The organism is Tunturiibacter lichenicola (assembly GCF_051013355.1).
GTDB classification, from domain to species: domain Bacteria; phylum Acidobacteriota; class Terriglobia; order Terriglobales; family Acidobacteriaceae; genus Edaphobacter; species Edaphobacter lichenicola_F.
On sequence record NZ_CP132944.1, the window covers coordinates 1,052,685 to 1,066,376 of the forward strand.

11 protein-coding genes and 1 tRNA gene are annotated in these 13,692 nt (G+C 53.3%); 8 read left to right on the top strand and 4 right to left on the bottom strand.

Annotation, left to right across the window (positions count from 1 at the left end):
* Positions 1–60: 60 nt before the first annotated feature.
* The 3 genes from RBB82_RS04500 (at position 61) to RBB82_RS04510 (ending at position 3,300) form a co-directional block, all read left to right on the top strand.
* Complete coding sequence (locus RBB82_RS04500) at positions 61–738, top strand: ubiquinol-cytochrome c reductase iron-sulfur subunit (RefSeq protein ID WP_433973927.1); 678 nt, start codon at positions 61–63, stop codon at positions 736–738.
* A complete protein-coding gene (locus RBB82_RS04505) occupies positions 726–2,222 on the top strand; it encodes a cytochrome b N-terminal domain-containing protein (RefSeq protein ID WP_433973928.1) in 1,497 nt (498 codons plus the stop codon). Before RBB82_RS04500 ends, RBB82_RS04505 begins: the two co-directional genes overlap by 13 nt.
* Before the next feature lie 247 nt (positions 2,223–2,469).
* Positions 2,470–3,300 carry a cytochrome c oxidase assembly protein gene (locus RBB82_RS04510; protein WP_433973929.1) on the top strand — a complete coding sequence of 277 codons (831 nt, stop codon included), beginning with the start codon at positions 2,470–2,472 and terminating at the stop codon, positions 3,298–3,300.
* A gap of 111 nt (positions 3,301–3,411) precedes the next feature.
* Here RBB82_RS04510 and RBB82_RS04515 read toward each other — a convergent pair whose 3' ends face one another.
* Both RBB82_RS04515 and RBB82_RS04520 read right to left on the bottom strand, forming a co-directional pair.
* Positions 3,412–4,038 carry a hypothetical protein gene (locus tag RBB82_RS04515; RefSeq protein WP_433973930.1) on the bottom strand — a complete coding sequence of 209 codons (627 nt, stop codon included), beginning with the start codon at positions 4,036–4,038 and terminating at the stop codon, positions 3,412–3,414.
* A 285-nt stretch (positions 4,039–4,323) separates the two neighbouring features.
* A tRNA-Ala gene (locus RBB82_RS04520) sits at positions 4,324–4,399 on the bottom strand.
* 387 nt (positions 4,400–4,786) lie between these two features.
* On the opposite strand from RBB82_RS04520, the gene RBB82_RS04525 reads away from it, so the two are divergent.
* Positions 4,787–5,155 carry an effector-associated constant component EACC1 gene (locus tag RBB82_RS04525; RefSeq protein ID WP_433973931.1) on the top strand — a complete coding sequence of 123 codons (369 nt, stop codon included), beginning with the start codon at positions 4,787–4,789 and terminating at the stop codon, positions 5,153–5,155.
* Between the two features lie 3 nt (positions 5,156–5,158).
* A complete protein-coding gene (locus RBB82_RS04530) occupies positions 5,159–6,955 on the top strand; it encodes a caspase, EACC1-associated type (protein WP_433973932.1) in 1,797 nt (598 codons plus the stop codon).
* A gap of 145 nt (positions 6,956–7,100) precedes the next feature.
* Here the strand turns inward: RBB82_RS04530 and cas1 are convergent, their stop codons facing one another.
* Positions 7,101–8,669: a CRISPR-associated endonuclease Cas1 gene (gene cas1 / locus RBB82_RS04535; RefSeq protein ID WP_433973933.1), complete on the bottom strand. Its 1,569-nt coding sequence runs from the start codon at positions 8,667–8,669 to the stop codon at positions 7,101–7,103.
* 72 nt (positions 8,670–8,741) lie between these two features.
* Positions 8,742–9,308 carry a hypothetical protein gene (locus tag RBB82_RS04540; RefSeq protein WP_433973934.1) on the bottom strand — a complete coding sequence of 189 codons (567 nt, stop codon included), beginning with the start codon at positions 9,306–9,308 and terminating at the stop codon, positions 8,742–8,744.
* A 419-nt stretch (positions 9,309–9,727) separates the two neighbouring features.
* Between RBB82_RS04540 and RBB82_RS04545 the strand changes: the two genes are divergently transcribed.
* The 3 genes from RBB82_RS04545 to RBB82_RS04555 all read left to right on the top strand — a co-directional run bounded on the left by RBB82_RS04545 (position 9,728) and on the right by RBB82_RS04555 (position 13,671).
* Entirely contained in the window at positions 9,728–10,135 is a 408-nt protein-coding gene (locus tag RBB82_RS04545; protein ID WP_433973935.1) for a hypothetical protein, read from the top strand.
* Positions 10,132–10,623 (top strand): hypothetical protein, encoded by a 492-nt coding sequence (locus tag RBB82_RS04550; RefSeq protein ID WP_433973936.1) that lies wholly within the window; start codon positions 10,132–10,134, stop codon positions 10,621–10,623. Before RBB82_RS04545 ends, RBB82_RS04550 begins: the two co-directional genes overlap by 4 nt.
* A gap of 126 nt (positions 10,624–10,749) precedes the next feature.
* The gene (locus tag RBB82_RS04555) at positions 10,750–13,671 is read left to right on the top strand and encodes a hypothetical protein (RefSeq protein ID WP_433973937.1); all 2,922 of its coding nucleotides are present in this window, start codon (positions 10,750–10,752) and stop codon (positions 13,669–13,671) included.
* Positions 13,672–13,692: the final 21 nt, after the last annotated feature.

The window sequence follows — 13,692 nt, forward strand, 5'->3', positions numbered from 1 at the left end:
AGATGAGAAGAATGGAACACGACGAACACCGCAGGAGCACGAAGCCAGGAGCACGAAGCAATGACACCGAGTGAGCAGCTCCCACCAACCGATCGCACCATCAACGAGCCCGTTGCCGAGCCAGTGAAAGACCCGAGCATCGCCGCAGGTCACTCGCGCCGCACCTTCCTCTTCAAGCTCGCTCTTATGGTTAACGCAGCGGTCGGCGTCGTTCTTGCCATCCCAATCGTCGGCTACGTCCTCGGCCCCGCACTCAAAAAGACCGGTGCCGACAACTCCTGGATCAACCTCGGCCCGCTCTCCGACTTCCCCGAAGGCGAGACTCGCCTCGTCAGCTATCGCAACCCCATCACCACCCAGTGGGACGGCCAGACCGGCGACATCCCCGCATGGGTCCGCCGCGTCTCCGGCGAAACCTTCCAGGTCTTCGCGATCAACTGCGCGCACCTCGGCTGCCCCGTCCGCTGGTTCGCTCAATCGAAGCTCTTCCTCTGCCCCTGCCACGGTGGCGCCTACTACGCCGACGGCACCCGCGCCTCTGGCCCACCCGAGCGCGGCCTCTTCGAGTACCAACACAAAATCTCCAACGGCACCCTCATGATCAGCGCTGGCAGAATGCCAACCCTCGCTAACGAAGCAAAGAACGTCACTCCTCTAACCCAGATCGAAGGCAGTCCCGCAGCCCGTCTCGCCGCCATCGACAAACCCCAACCGAGGTGCAGCTCATGCCAGACCTAAAACAACGCGGCCTCGATCTCTACAACTGGTTTGAGAATCGCCTCGGACTCGGCGCACCCCTGATCGCAACGGCCGAACACGAGGTTCCCGCCAACACCGCCAGTTGGTGGTACGTCTTCGGCAGCGCCGCCACTGTAGTCCTCATTCTCCAGATCATGACCGGCGTCATGCTCGCGCTCGTCTACGCTCCCACCGCAGCCAACGCCTGGAACAGCCTCCAGTTCCTCGACCACAACGTCAGACTCGGCTGGTTCCTCCGCGCAATGCACGGCTGGGGCTCCGACTTCATGGTCGCCATCGTCCTCATCCACATGGTGCAGGTCTTCCTCTTCGGCGCCTACAAGTTCCCCCGCGAACTCACCTGGATCATCGGCGTCTTTCTCCTCCTCCTCACCCTCGGCATGGCCTTCACCGGCCAAGTTCTTCGCTTTGATCAGGACGCATACTGGGGCCTCGGCATCGGAGCCTCCATCCTCAGCCGCGTCCCCCTCATCGGCGGGCCACTCGTAGGCCTCATGCTCGGCGGTCCCATCATCGCCGGCAACACGCTCTCACGCTTCTTCGCCCTCCACGTCTTTGTTATCCCCGGCACACTGCTCGCGCTCGTCGGCATGCACGTCTGGATGGTCCTTCGTCTCGGCATCAACGACTGGCCCATGCCTGGTCGTCTCGTCAAAAAATCAACCTACCAGCGCGAATACCACGAGCTAGAAAAGAAGACCGGCATCCCCTTCGTCCCCGACGCAGCCTGGAAGGACGCCGCCTTCGCAGCAGCCATCATGCTCGCCGTCATCGCCTGCGCGCTCTGGTTCGGTCCATTCGGCCCCTCGGGCCAACCCGACCCCACCATCATCGAGACCGCGCCCAAGCCTGACTACTTCTTCCTCTGGCTCTATGCCGTCCTCGCCTATCTCCCACCATCACTCGAAACTCCAGTCCTCTTCATCATGCCGGTCATCGGCATCATCGCCCTCATTCTTCTGCCGCTGCTCTCAGGTGAAGGCGAAAAACACGTCTCTCGCCGCCCTGCCGCAGTCCTCATCGTTTCAGTCATCGCGGTCTCCCTCGGCGTCTTTACTCACCTCGGCACCTACACGCCGTGGAGCCCCATCATGAACGCCTGGACCAGAGATCCTATCCCCACGTTCTACCTGCACAACCGCACCCCACTCGAACGCGAAGGCGCAATCGTCCTCCAGAACAAGCAATGTCGCAACTGCCACTCGATCGGCGGACAAGGCGGCCTGCGCGGCCCCGCGCTCGACGCCATCGCCGCACACATGACCGAAGATCAGATCATTCGTCAGGTCCTGCAGGGAGACGGCAACATGCCGGCCTACGGCAACGCGCTCAACCCCTCCGAGACCACCGCGCTCGTGCATTTTCTCCTCACCCTGCGCGGCAACGATCTCCAGCCAGCCATCGATGCCTCACGCCGCTTAGTCGGCGAACAGCAACCGCCACCACCACCCACCGGTCATTAGAGTCATTGCTGCAGCCCTTTACTCTCGTTATGATCTCCGCTGTTGTTGTCTGTTTTTTTGGTTGTCATTCCGCAGCGCAGCGGAGGAATCTGCTGTTCGTCCACCAAGTCAAAACGACATCAACAGCAACAAGCTCAGGCGAACCTCGGCCTTTCGAACGCAGTAAAACTCTATACTTCGCCTTAGCCCTACTATCGCTCCCTTAACCAATCCGAAACCATCATTAAGTTGAAGAACTCGACCGCCAATGCCTCCTGAATACCGGGCCATCTTTGCAGAGTGGTCGCCTCCCATCTTTCTCACCACCGCACTGCTTCTCAGCGCGATCATCTACACGCGCGGCTGGTTCCTCATCCGTCAAACCCGGCCATTGCTCTTCCCCACCTGGCGCCTCGCAGCATTCAATCTCGGCCTCGCCACCATCTGGCTCTCCATTGCTTCACCGATGGACGGCTTCGCCGACGCCCTCCTCAGCGCCCACATGATCGAGCACCTCCTCCTCATGTCCTTCGTCCCGCCGCTTCTTCTTCTCGGCAATCCTCAAGTTCCGCTTCTCCGCGGCCTCCCCCACGCCTTCACCGTCACAATCCTCGCGCCGTTTCTTCGCATGAAAGCACTCCGAACCCTCGGCCACTTCCTAACCACACCCGTAGTCGCATGGCTCGCCATGAACCTGATCTTCCTCGGCTGGCACATCCCCGCCGCATACGACTTCGCACTCGAGCACGAACACTGGCACGAGTTCGAGCACATCTGCTTCCTTGTCTCGTCGATCCTCTTCTGGTGGCCGCTCATCCGCCCCTGGCCCACCAACGCTCGCTACCCCGGCTGGCTGATGCTCCCGTATCTCGTCGGAGCGGACATCGTAAACACCGCCCTATCCGCATTCCTCGCCTTCTGCGACCGCCCCGTCTACGGCTACTACCTGCAGCAGCCAAATCTCTTCCACATCGACCCACTCTCCGACCAACGCGCCGGCGCAGTCATCATGTGGGTCATCGGCTCACTGATCTTCCTCATCCCCGCATTCATCGTCACCTTGCTCCTCCTGCAACAAGAGTCACGCCATCGAGCGTAGAAACAACTATCGCTAAAAACGCGACCATGGCAGTCGATGATCAGACGCAAAGGTAATCTCAGCGGCACATCGGAACGAATAGTCGTGTCTGAGAAATCATCGCAAAAGCTGCTACTTCCCACCAAACTGAAAATTGATACCAGCCGAATACTTGAAGTTGTTCTGGCTCCCGTTGTATGAAGTCCCGTTGACTCCAAAGCGAGTCATCAGGTAGTCCACCTCAACCGGGCGAAGTTCGACATAGGGAATAATCGCGTAATCCAGCCCGCCGCCGAACTCCATCGCAAAGGCACTATTCGCGTTACTTTTATTCACGAGACCTTCGTCCTGCAGTATCTGGACAAACTCGTTACTGTGCGCTGTCCCAAACAGCGCCTCCCCGAATGGCTGAAACTTGCCGCTGTGCTTCTTAAACTGCGGCCCGAACAGATAGGTGGTCCAGTTTGCGCTAAGTTGACCCGCGGGAAAACCATCGTGTTCGAGCTTATTCCGCACGCCTGTGCCCTGAGTGTAAAACTGGAAGTCTGCTTTGATCCCAATGAACGATGCGAAGTTGTAGACGCCAGCAACACCCCCGCCAAAAACATTGAAGCTAGTGATGACAGGCAGGTCTGGGTGAACATTAACGAAGGAAAAATCTACGGGAACCTCGAACTTTGGATAGCTCGTCTGCGCCCCAGAGACCGTGGTCAGCAATAGAGCGAATACGCTTGTCGCTAGATATTTAGACGTGTTCATCACTATCGATTCTCCTCGCAGAAGAGACGGTATCCCTGCTAATACCACCGCTCATCAGCTGAAAGCTAGGATCATAGTAAGCACAGGCCGCTTTGATCGGGAACAGGCAAAGAGAGATAGTGCTCCCTAAAATAGGGTTCACAGCGCACCCGGACAAAGTAAAAAGCTTCCGGCGCCCCGATAAATTTGATAAATGGGCAGTGGCAACTCGCGAAGGGAACGTTCAACGAGGGCTTTACGACAAATGTATCTGGATTTCCCCTTTGTGTCGTAAGTTGTCTTCTATGGTGGAGCTGAGCGGGATCGAACCGCTGACCTCCTCGTTGCGAACGAGGCGCTCTCCCAACTGAGCTACAGCCCCCCACCAAACCCGCATCGCACACCGCTTTCGCAGGCACAACGCAGCCGAAACAACATCTCCGAGTGTACCAGCAACCACCCTCCCGACTCAACCAACGATGGGGATAGGAGATAGAGTGCTTCCAAACTGCCCCCTCCGCTAGCGTTAGGAAATGCCTTCTTGGAATCCGCCCTAGGCGATCATGGGGTTCGCGGCAAAGGATTACTAAACATAATTCCTCAGAGTCGGGAAGGCCCTGAGACGGTCGCCTTTGTTGAAATCTAAAGTGTTCTGTCGACTGCATATTCTGTCAACTGCACTGCAAGAGCTATTTTGGCTAAAGCTTGAGAGGTGTGCTAACATTCGCCAACTCTTGACAATACTTCCGGAAAGATCGAGGGCATCTGGATGAAAATCGCAGTCTCGATACAGGACCCCGATCTAAATAATTCGAAGCTAACCGGTTTGACACGGGAAATGGTTGCTGATTTGGGACGCCGACCAGGTCTTGAGGCGGAGAGTTTTGAGGATTCCCCACAGACGGGCAGCAAGGGTGATCCTGTCGCGGTGGGAAAGTTCATTTTGCAATTGTTGGGAAGCGGCGGCGCTGTAACAGTTCTTCTCAATGGGTTCAAGGCCTACTTTCTCAGAAGACAAACACTCAAAGTAGACATTAAACGTGCCGATGGGGCTAAGTTCTCCTTGCACGCAGAAAACATGAGTGACCATAATCTGGCTGTCACAGCGACGCAACTGACAAGATTTTTGAAGGGATAGCGCATGGCGGGAAAATGCCTCGCCCTATTGATCGGCAATTCTGTCTTTGAGGAGAACTCTGGGTTTAGACCGCTTCGCTGTTCTGCGGCTGACGTGGAGGCTTTGAACAAGCTGCTCAGCGATGAATCTCATGGTCCATTTGAAGTAACTCCTTTAGTGAACGCCACACAGCGGCAGATTCAGATGGCCATCTCTCGCATCCTGACGAGTACGGCTTCCACGGACGATCTTGTCCTTATCTATTATTCGGGTCACGGCTCTCCCGATGGTGACGGGACACTTCATCTTGCCGCATCGGATAGTCTTAAAAGCGATCTTCCGGTGACTGCTGTGTCTTTGGAGTTCATTGTGCGTAGGATGCGATCCTCGAAATCAGAAAGGATCGTACTGATTCTTGACTGCTGTTATAGCGGCAGCGTGGAAAGGATGTTTACAAAAGGAGAGGTATCGGATCAGGTTCGAACAGGTCTGCCGAAGGAGTTGTCAGGTTCAGGCATGTACGTTTTGACTGCATCAACCGATGTTCAATTGGCAGAAGAAAAAGAACAGGATCAAAATAGTCTTCTAACGAAACACATCATCAGCGGCATCGCCGATGGTCACGCGGACCTTGATGATGACGGTGTAGTTACGATGCACGAGCTTCTCCTCCACGTGCAGAGATCCGTCAAGCATGAAGGTGAGCAAGAGCCTCTCGGATTCGCACTCCGGATTGGCGGTGGAGAATTAGCGATAGCTCGAACAGGCAAACCGGCGCAGCGTGCGAAGGCGATGCAGGTTGAAGAAGCCATCTGGAACGCCAGAAAACAATATTACGTTCCCATGCCGACAGCACAAAGGGTCTGGTCGATGATCACGGAACAGGCGCTTAGAGATGGTGGTGAAACCGCTAAGAAACGTTTGAATCGACTACACAGTCTCTTAGATGATCCGGATGCTTTCGTGAGGGAGTTGCATGAACTTGCCTCTACAGCTGAAAGAGCAAAAGAAGAAACTATTTCGGGACAGTCTAAAGAGTCGCCTTCAGTAGGGTCTGCGAAACTCCCTTTGATCTCGCCGCCACTTGTTTTAAAACCTGAACAAGCACCGTTCTTTTCTCGTAACTTGAGTAAGATGCTGTTTGCCATCGCCGTGGCTGGTGTTGTCCTGATGGTTTTGCTTTTCGTGTCTGAACAAGCGCGCCGAACTAAAGAGAAATACGATGAACAACAAACACAACTTCACCGAGCACAGCCCAAAGCTGCATCACCAATTGAGCCAATCAAACAACCGCCTTTTTCGAATCAACAAGCCCCTCTCAAAGCACCCAGCGACGCCGTCAGCGCTGGACAGTCTAAAACTTCAACCCCACAAGAAATGGAGCAGACGAACTTAGCTACGGCGGCAAAGACTTCAGCGGCTCCAACAAAACCGAAATATAGTCTTTCGCGGTCTCGGGTCATAGAAATCGCACGCAACCTACAACATGCCGGTGCCCCATTTGTTTGGGGAGGGAAGAATCCTAATGGGTTCGATTCTTCAGGATTCATCACTTATGTATTGAGAGCTGCTGGAATGTCGATCAATCCAAGCGCATGCAATAGTGCTTGTCTCAATAAGAAGTTCCCTCACATCACCAGACCTCAGGAGGGGGATGTTGTTTTCTACGGAGAGAACATCATTGCCTTCGTTCTGGACTCGAACACATGGCTGGGAGTCGACGGAGATACGGAGAATGGCAACGGGATACATACCATTAGCGCGAGTGAAAACTCGTCATATGTGAATGCATTCCTTGAAATACCATATACCGCTCCGTGAACCTCGGTGTGCGATTCAACTTTGCATTCGCCTCGATTGCCGAGTAGTTGAAAGCTTGGCAATCAGCACCGTGAGACACTCTTGCGGTCATTCTCATTAGCGTCTACCGACGATACCAATAGATTGGCGGGTCTGTCCGAACCTTTCACTTCGACAGCCCCGTAAGCTTTGCCAGACTTTGCCAGTGCCGAGGATGCGGCACGCGGCCATTTCGAATTTCAATCGCATAGCCATGTGAAACCTTCAGATGACGAGCGAGTGCTCGGCCTGAGAGTGAAGAAACAAGCGGCCGAATTTTTTCTGAGTAATATTCAGCTGTGAGCCAAGCAGGTTGGTCGGAAGCCGACCATGCTCGTTGACTTGCTTGATTGGCAAGCTGCGTCTGGGAACGCTTGAACTCGGCTTCTGTCGTGTGGGATACGATACGGCCTTGAGATGCGGCTCTTATTAATTTAGGAGTCGTCACTTCTAGGGCGCACAATTTGCATTTCTTGCTTCCCCTTACGATCTCATTGTCGCAGTTGACACACACGTTCGGGAGTCTCAGTGACGGCTTGAGAATAATTTGAGGCTTCCCGCCTCTAACCTCACGCTTGCGATTCTGAGTCAACCGTGTTGCGGAAATTGCTCTTCGGGTTTTTGTCGTTGAAGCAATCTGCTGCATTACCGATTCTGCGACTGGAGCGACGAGGCGTGCCCATGCAGACGTCGTTTCTGCGAGCTGTTCCGTCAAGTCAGCCATCAGACGGCAGTTTCCGTTACGCTCCTCGAAGAACCAGCTCCGCTTGAGGGGTCGGTTTATGATCCGATCGAGCACATACGCATCGACATCCGGGCGGATGGGTTCCATCAGGTCGCAAGCCAAGCTATCTCGATTAGCTGTATCCATATGCAGGACACCCATTCCTGGATCGAGACCAAGTGCAGCGACAGCCAGACGACACTCGGCCTCCAGCAACGCATAAAGATAATTCAGAATTGCATTAACAGGATTAGTGGCGAGTCGAGGTGATCCCCCTGACAACGGAGAGACGCGGGAGCCAAAGTTGCGCCAATGCTCAGGGACGCGGATCAGCTCCTTTTCTGGAAAAGTTATAGAGTGCGTTCGCCATGCATTCCAATAAACTTTGGCCGCACGGGCTTCTGTAAATCGGATAGCTTCGATGGAATCGACTTCAGCCAATTCGGACCGAATTTCGGTGATGCGTCTTGCGGTCTGTTCATCGTGTAATGATTCTCGTGCCACACGCTCTTGCCCCGCGAGCTTACGATCAATCAGCTCTCGGCTGATCCGGAACGACACACCGGTGTGATGGGCTAGTGCCTGCGCTCGACGTAATCGAATGTCCGACGGTCGTACCGGACCGGTTGTCGCTAGAACTCTACCATTCCGCTCCAGCATGATGAACGATGCGTTTTGATCGGCGAGCCAACGCAGGGCAGCGAGTGACACTACTCCATCTGCACCAATCACGACCAGACGCTCGAGCCCATGTCCGACTCGTGGGAAGCGACCGATGTAACGATCAGAGCCAACTCCATCTTCGACGACTAGGTGGCCGCGTTCGACACGAACGCTAGTGCCGTATCCATAGAGGACTATGACACCCTTGTGGGGTCGCATCAAAAGTGATTTGATATCGTTCGGTTGTGGATTAAATTCAACAGATTTGCGCAAGCCTGACACTTGCGCTAGGGTCTGAGTAGCTGCCATTGGAGTTCATGCTCCTGTGTCGGTCAGGGCTTGACGCCTGCTCTAACAGGTAGCAAGCCCGCTCTTCTGAGTTTAATCGTTTTCCGAGGTTCCCTTCTTAAGAATTCTCTGAATAGTTGACACACTCGTACCTCGGTTGCGTGCCACCTTTTCCTTAGCTTTCGGTAGAGAATAACCATCTTTGAAATATCGCGCTACTTCTTCGCGGACTCTAGGCTCTTCCTCCAGTGGAATTTTTCGAGGGGGGCCACCCGGAGGGGGAGGCAATTGTTTTGCAAAGGGAACCAAAATTTGGCGAACCGAAGGCAGAAATAAATCCACTTCTCGGAGGACTTTTTCGAGATTTCTTGGGTTTGGATCTGGGAAGCTGGCCAGGAGATCCTCAGCCTTCTGCCGGGTATCCATGGCATCGAGAAAATGAGGAATCGATTCGGGAGTCAGAGTTTGTTCCTGACCAACCACCGGCAGCAATCTTTTAATAATCACCAACAATAGATCGAAAAGCGTTCTGTTGCCATACTCGCGGATGAAGCGAATTCCTTCTTCATAGCTGCAAGGCTCGCCGTCCATAGCGCTTGATACGGCCTTGAACAATCGTGAGGTAGCCTCCAGAATCTTCCTTTGGTTCTCTGCCGTCAATGAATTCTCCAGTGATCCAGTGCCATGTAAGGGTACCAAACCGCTCTGGGCCGCTACTCCTTTGCGTCACAACCGGTGGCACCCCTTATGACTCAAGGAAAGCAGATGTGTTCGACCCCTTCTGCTACACAGAAAGCACCCGCTATCCAATTGTTGTGATTGAGTAAACCATTCATACTCGCGATCGTTGGCCAGTGTTGAGATCGAGAGGACAGTGAATTGGAAACGAAGAATCATAGGCGAAAGAATCCTGAAAGGCTAACGCACGAGAAGAATCAAAAAAGCCAAAGGCTAAGCTTGCTATCCGCAAAAAGCGATCCAAGGCGAAGCTCGGTCCTCCTCGCACGGAAGCCCAATACCTAGCAAAGCCAGAGAAGTTCAAAGATACGTGGGACCGCGTTCTCGGCGTGGTCTCGAAGATGCGCCGCGAAAAAGTCTCACTCACCCAGGCGTCGCGCGACGCGGGCATTAGCCCACGCACCGTAACCAGGTGGGGCAAAGCAGCGTTGCAAAAACAAAAGAATGGCAAATACGCGGCCAAGAAATCCGACAGTCTGCTCCGACTAGTCATGATTCCAACACCAGACGGACCGCGCGACATTGCAGTGAAGGGTTCCAAACAAGTGACGCTACTTGCCGAATATTGGAACGCTCTCCACCGCTATTTGCAGACTGGCGACTCGTCGCAGCTCAAGAAGTTTCAGGGCAAGCACATCAGAGATGCAAATGGCGTTGATATTCCGTTGTCGGTTGATCTCAGCTCTTTGAATCGGTTGGGATCTGCTGGTGTTTTGTCGTTTGAATCCCTGTATGCGAGGACCACATGAAGAATATGCAGCCACAACCAAACCCGATCAAAGCTTATCAACGCAAGTCGACTGCTACGCGCCGTGTCGGAAAAAACAATCGTTGCAGATGCGGCGAAACACAAATTGAAGCTCTCATAGGACGGAGCGGCATTTGTGCTGAATGTCTGCGCAACAAGAGGGGCCACGCTATCACGGATAACCATCACCCTGCTGGGAAAGCAAACTGCGATGCCACTGTACCAATTCCAGCAAACGATCACAGGAGTGTATTGAGCGCGGCTCAATACGACTGGCCGAAAGAGACACTCGAAAATCCCGAGGGTTGTCCGCTACGAGCCGGTGCCGGATGCATTCGAGGATTTATCGACACGATCTGTTACCTCATCAAGACGTTATTGAGTTGGATCGCCGAGATGCTGGAGTTGCTAAGCGCACTTTTGATCGAACGATTAGGGCCTCGCTGGTGGTCCGGTACACCTGTAGCTCAATTTGCAAGGAAAGGGTAAAGACTAATGTCGCGAATCACATCACTCCCCATCGCAGTGCGTGTATTCCCGGAGATAGAAACTTCCGCAATCGAAGTTTCTCTATCAACCACCCAGAGGGGCAAGACTTGGAGAAGGCCCGACGCCATGCTGGTGTTCGATACGGAAACTCGGATTGATGCCACTCAGCGACTAACATTTGGAAGCTATCGTTTCATTTTGGATGGAGAGTGCCAGGAAGAAGGATTATTCTTCCCGAACGATTTACCAGACCAGGACCGTAAAGTTCTTGAACGCTACGCTCGGGACCATCCAGCGGAAGCCACCAACACGGATTTGAAGCTGCTCACATTGCAGCAGTTCCTTTCGAAGTTTTATCAGGCGGTCTACAAAGGACGCTGCCTTCTGGTTGGCTTTAATCTTCCGTTCGACTTGTCGCGGATCTCTCGCGACGCCACCGCAGCGCGTGGTCGGTTCGCTGGAGGCTTCTCCCTGGGACTCTGGTCCTATATTGATGAGTCCGGCAATGAACTCGAAAACCGGTTTAGGCCAAGGGTGGGTATAAAACACATTGATGGAAAACGAGCTCTCAAGGGATTCACTGCTCGCAACGGATGTGATCCCTCGGATCTCATTCCTGATGGATCGCCAACCGGTGAGCCCGAGGATGGATATAAATTTCGTGGGCATTTCCTGGATTTACGAACGTTGGCATTTGCCTTAACGGACAGGGGATATTCTCTAGCGTCTGCGTGCGAAGCATTCGAAGTTGAACACGGAAAACAACATGCCGAACACAATGGCGAAATTACAAGCGAATACATCGACTACAATCGGCGAGACGTTTTGGCCACGGCAGAATTAGCAGAAAAACTGCTCGCGGAATTTGATAAACATCCGATCGATCTGCAGCCAACAAAAGCATATTCACCAGCTTCGATTGGTAAATCTCATTTACGAGCAATGGGAATTAGGCCAATTCTTGAGCGACAGCTTGATTTTCCTAAGAAATACCTCGGGGCTGCTCAATCCGCGTTCTTTGGTGGACGTACCAGCGCGCACATTAGGAAATTCCCAATTCCGGTGGAATATACGGATTTTCTCTCGATGTACCCAACCGTGAACATTAACATGGGTCTTTGGGAATTCGTGACTGCTCAGGAAATCACAATTGACGACCACTGCGAAAAAGAAATAACAGATTTCCTTAACTGCGTTTCGGCTGATCGTTTATTTAATCCGGATACCTGGAAAAATCTCGCGGTGTTTGTCCAAATAATCCCCGATGGCGATATTCTGCCTTCCAGGAGCAAATACGCCACTGCAAGCAATGATTGGCAGGTAGGCGTAAATCACATTCACAGCGACCCAGAGAACTCGACTGCGCTCTGGTTTGCATTACCTGATGTCGTTGCGTCCGTGATTCTAACTGGTCGCGTTCCGAAGATCGTCGATGCCTTCCGGTTGAAGGCAAAAGGCAAATCTAAGGGACTAAAACCAATTAATCTCCGCAAGGCGATCAAGGTTGACCCTCGCAACCAAGACCTCTTCAAGGTTGTCATTGAGGAGCGCAAAAGATTGGATTTTGGTACAGACATGTCAAAGTCTGAAAAGGGTCGGCTGGACAAAGCCCTCAAAGTGCTCGCCAATTCCACAAGCTACGGCATTTACGCAGAGATGAACCGCCAGGAATCGGATGAGAGGGTGAATGTTCTTTGTCACGGAATTGACCCAGAGCCGTTTACCTGCAAGGTCAAACATCCAGAGATTCCGGGCAAATATTGTTTCCCGCCCCTTGCTGCTCTGATTACAAGCGCTGCACGACTCATGCTGTCCCTGCTGGAGCATTGCGTGTCCGAGAAAGGAGGAACGTATGCGATGGAAGATACCGACTCGATGGCAATCGTGGCAACAGAGCGCGGCGGACTCATTCCGTGTCCAGGCGGATCGTATCTAAAAGATGGCCAGCCCGCGATCAAAGCCCTCTCGTGGAAAGAGGTTGAGGAAATTGCTAAGCGGTTTGAGGCTCTCAATCCTTACGACCGGAATGCTATACCTGGATCGGTTCTGAAAATCGAAGGTGACAATTTCGATCCGAAAACCAGAAAGCAGCGGCAACTTTACTGCTATGCAATCTCCGCCAAGCGGTATGCCCTGTTCCTCAAAGACAAACATGGCGATCCTGAACTGCTCAGAAAGGGTGTCAACAACGATGAGGATCGATGGTCTGAGCATGGCCTTGGACATCTACTAAATCCAACCGATCCCGAAAGTGAGGACCTGAAATGGGTCGGACAGGTATGGCTCAATATGGTGCGCAATGCACTCGGTTTACCGGCGGTGGCTTTCGGATTTGAAGATTTGCCTGCGGTTGGCCGAGTCACTGTAAGCAGCCCCGCTGTCATCCGGCCATTGGCAAAACTGAACGAGGGTAAACCCTACTCGGAACAGGTCAAACCTTTCAATTTCTTATTAACCTTCCACGTAAAGCCGTTTGGTCATCCCAAAGGAGTGAACCCTGAACACTTCCACCTCATCGCGTCGTACAACAATAAGCCGTCTCAGTGGCTCCAGATGGAACCGATTGATCAGTACACGGGAAACAGTTATAGGATTACGACCTCCGGGCACACAGGAAGCGCGCGAACGTCTCTGGTCAAGACGTACGGGGACGTCCTTCGTGAATATGAATTTCACCCTGAATCGAAATGCGCAGATGCAACGGGAAATCCCTGTGGCAAGCAGACAGTCGGATTGCTCCAACGTCGGCACGTCACGGTCGATCAAATTAAATACATTGGCAAAGAATCTAATCATCTGGAAGATGTCGATGCGGGACTCGTTCATTCCGATGAAAGCGTGTACACGGAATACGTTGACCAGAGCCGCGATGAATGGCAAACGAAGATCCTACCAGCGTTGAAACGGTTGCGGCTTTCACAATTGATTAGTGAAAGTGGACTTTCGCGACGTGCACTGCTGGATATTCGGGCAGGCCGCAACAGGCCGCACCCCAAAAACCAGGAACGCCTTACGGCCATGGCCCGTCGTGGATTCAATCCGTCATAAGTGCGGGCAGAGGGGGTCATC

Excerpts from the sequence above, each read along its gene's own strand:
- RBB82_RS04555 (WP_433973937.1), top strand. The coding sequence starts at position 10,750 with ATGCTGGTGTTCGATACGGAAACTCGGATTGATGCCACTCAGCGACTA.
- RBB82_RS04515 (WP_433973930.1), bottom strand. The coding sequence starts at position 4,038 with ATGAACACGTCTAAATATCTAGCGACAAGCGTATTCGCTCTATTGCTG.
- RBB82_RS04510 (WP_433973929.1), top strand. The coding sequence starts at position 2,470 with ATGCCTCCTGAATACCGGGCCATCTTTGCAGAGTGGTCGCCTCCCATC.
- RBB82_RS04550 (WP_433973936.1), top strand. The coding sequence starts at position 10,132 with ATGAAGAATATGCAGCCACAACCAAACCCGATCAAAGCTTATCAACGC.
- RBB82_RS04505 (WP_433973928.1), top strand. The coding sequence starts at position 726 with ATGCCAGACCTAAAACAACGCGGCCTCGATCTCTACAACTGGTTTGAG.
- RBB82_RS04500 (WP_433973927.1), top strand. The coding sequence starts at position 61 with ATGACACCGAGTGAGCAGCTCCCACCAACCGATCGCACCATCAACGAG.
- RBB82_RS04545 (WP_433973935.1), top strand. The coding sequence starts at position 9,728 with ATGCGCCGCGAAAAAGTCTCACTCACCCAGGCGTCGCGCGACGCGGGC.
- RBB82_RS04525 (WP_433973931.1), top strand. The coding sequence starts at position 4,787 with ATGAAAATCGCAGTCTCGATACAGGACCCCGATCTAAATAATTCGAAG.
- cas1 (WP_433973933.1), bottom strand. The coding sequence starts at position 8,669 with ATGGCAGCTACTCAGACCCTAGCGCAAGTGTCAGGCTTGCGCAAATCT.
- RBB82_RS04530 (WP_433973932.1), top strand. The coding sequence starts at position 5,159 with ATGGCGGGAAAATGCCTCGCCCTATTGATCGGCAATTCTGTCTTTGAG.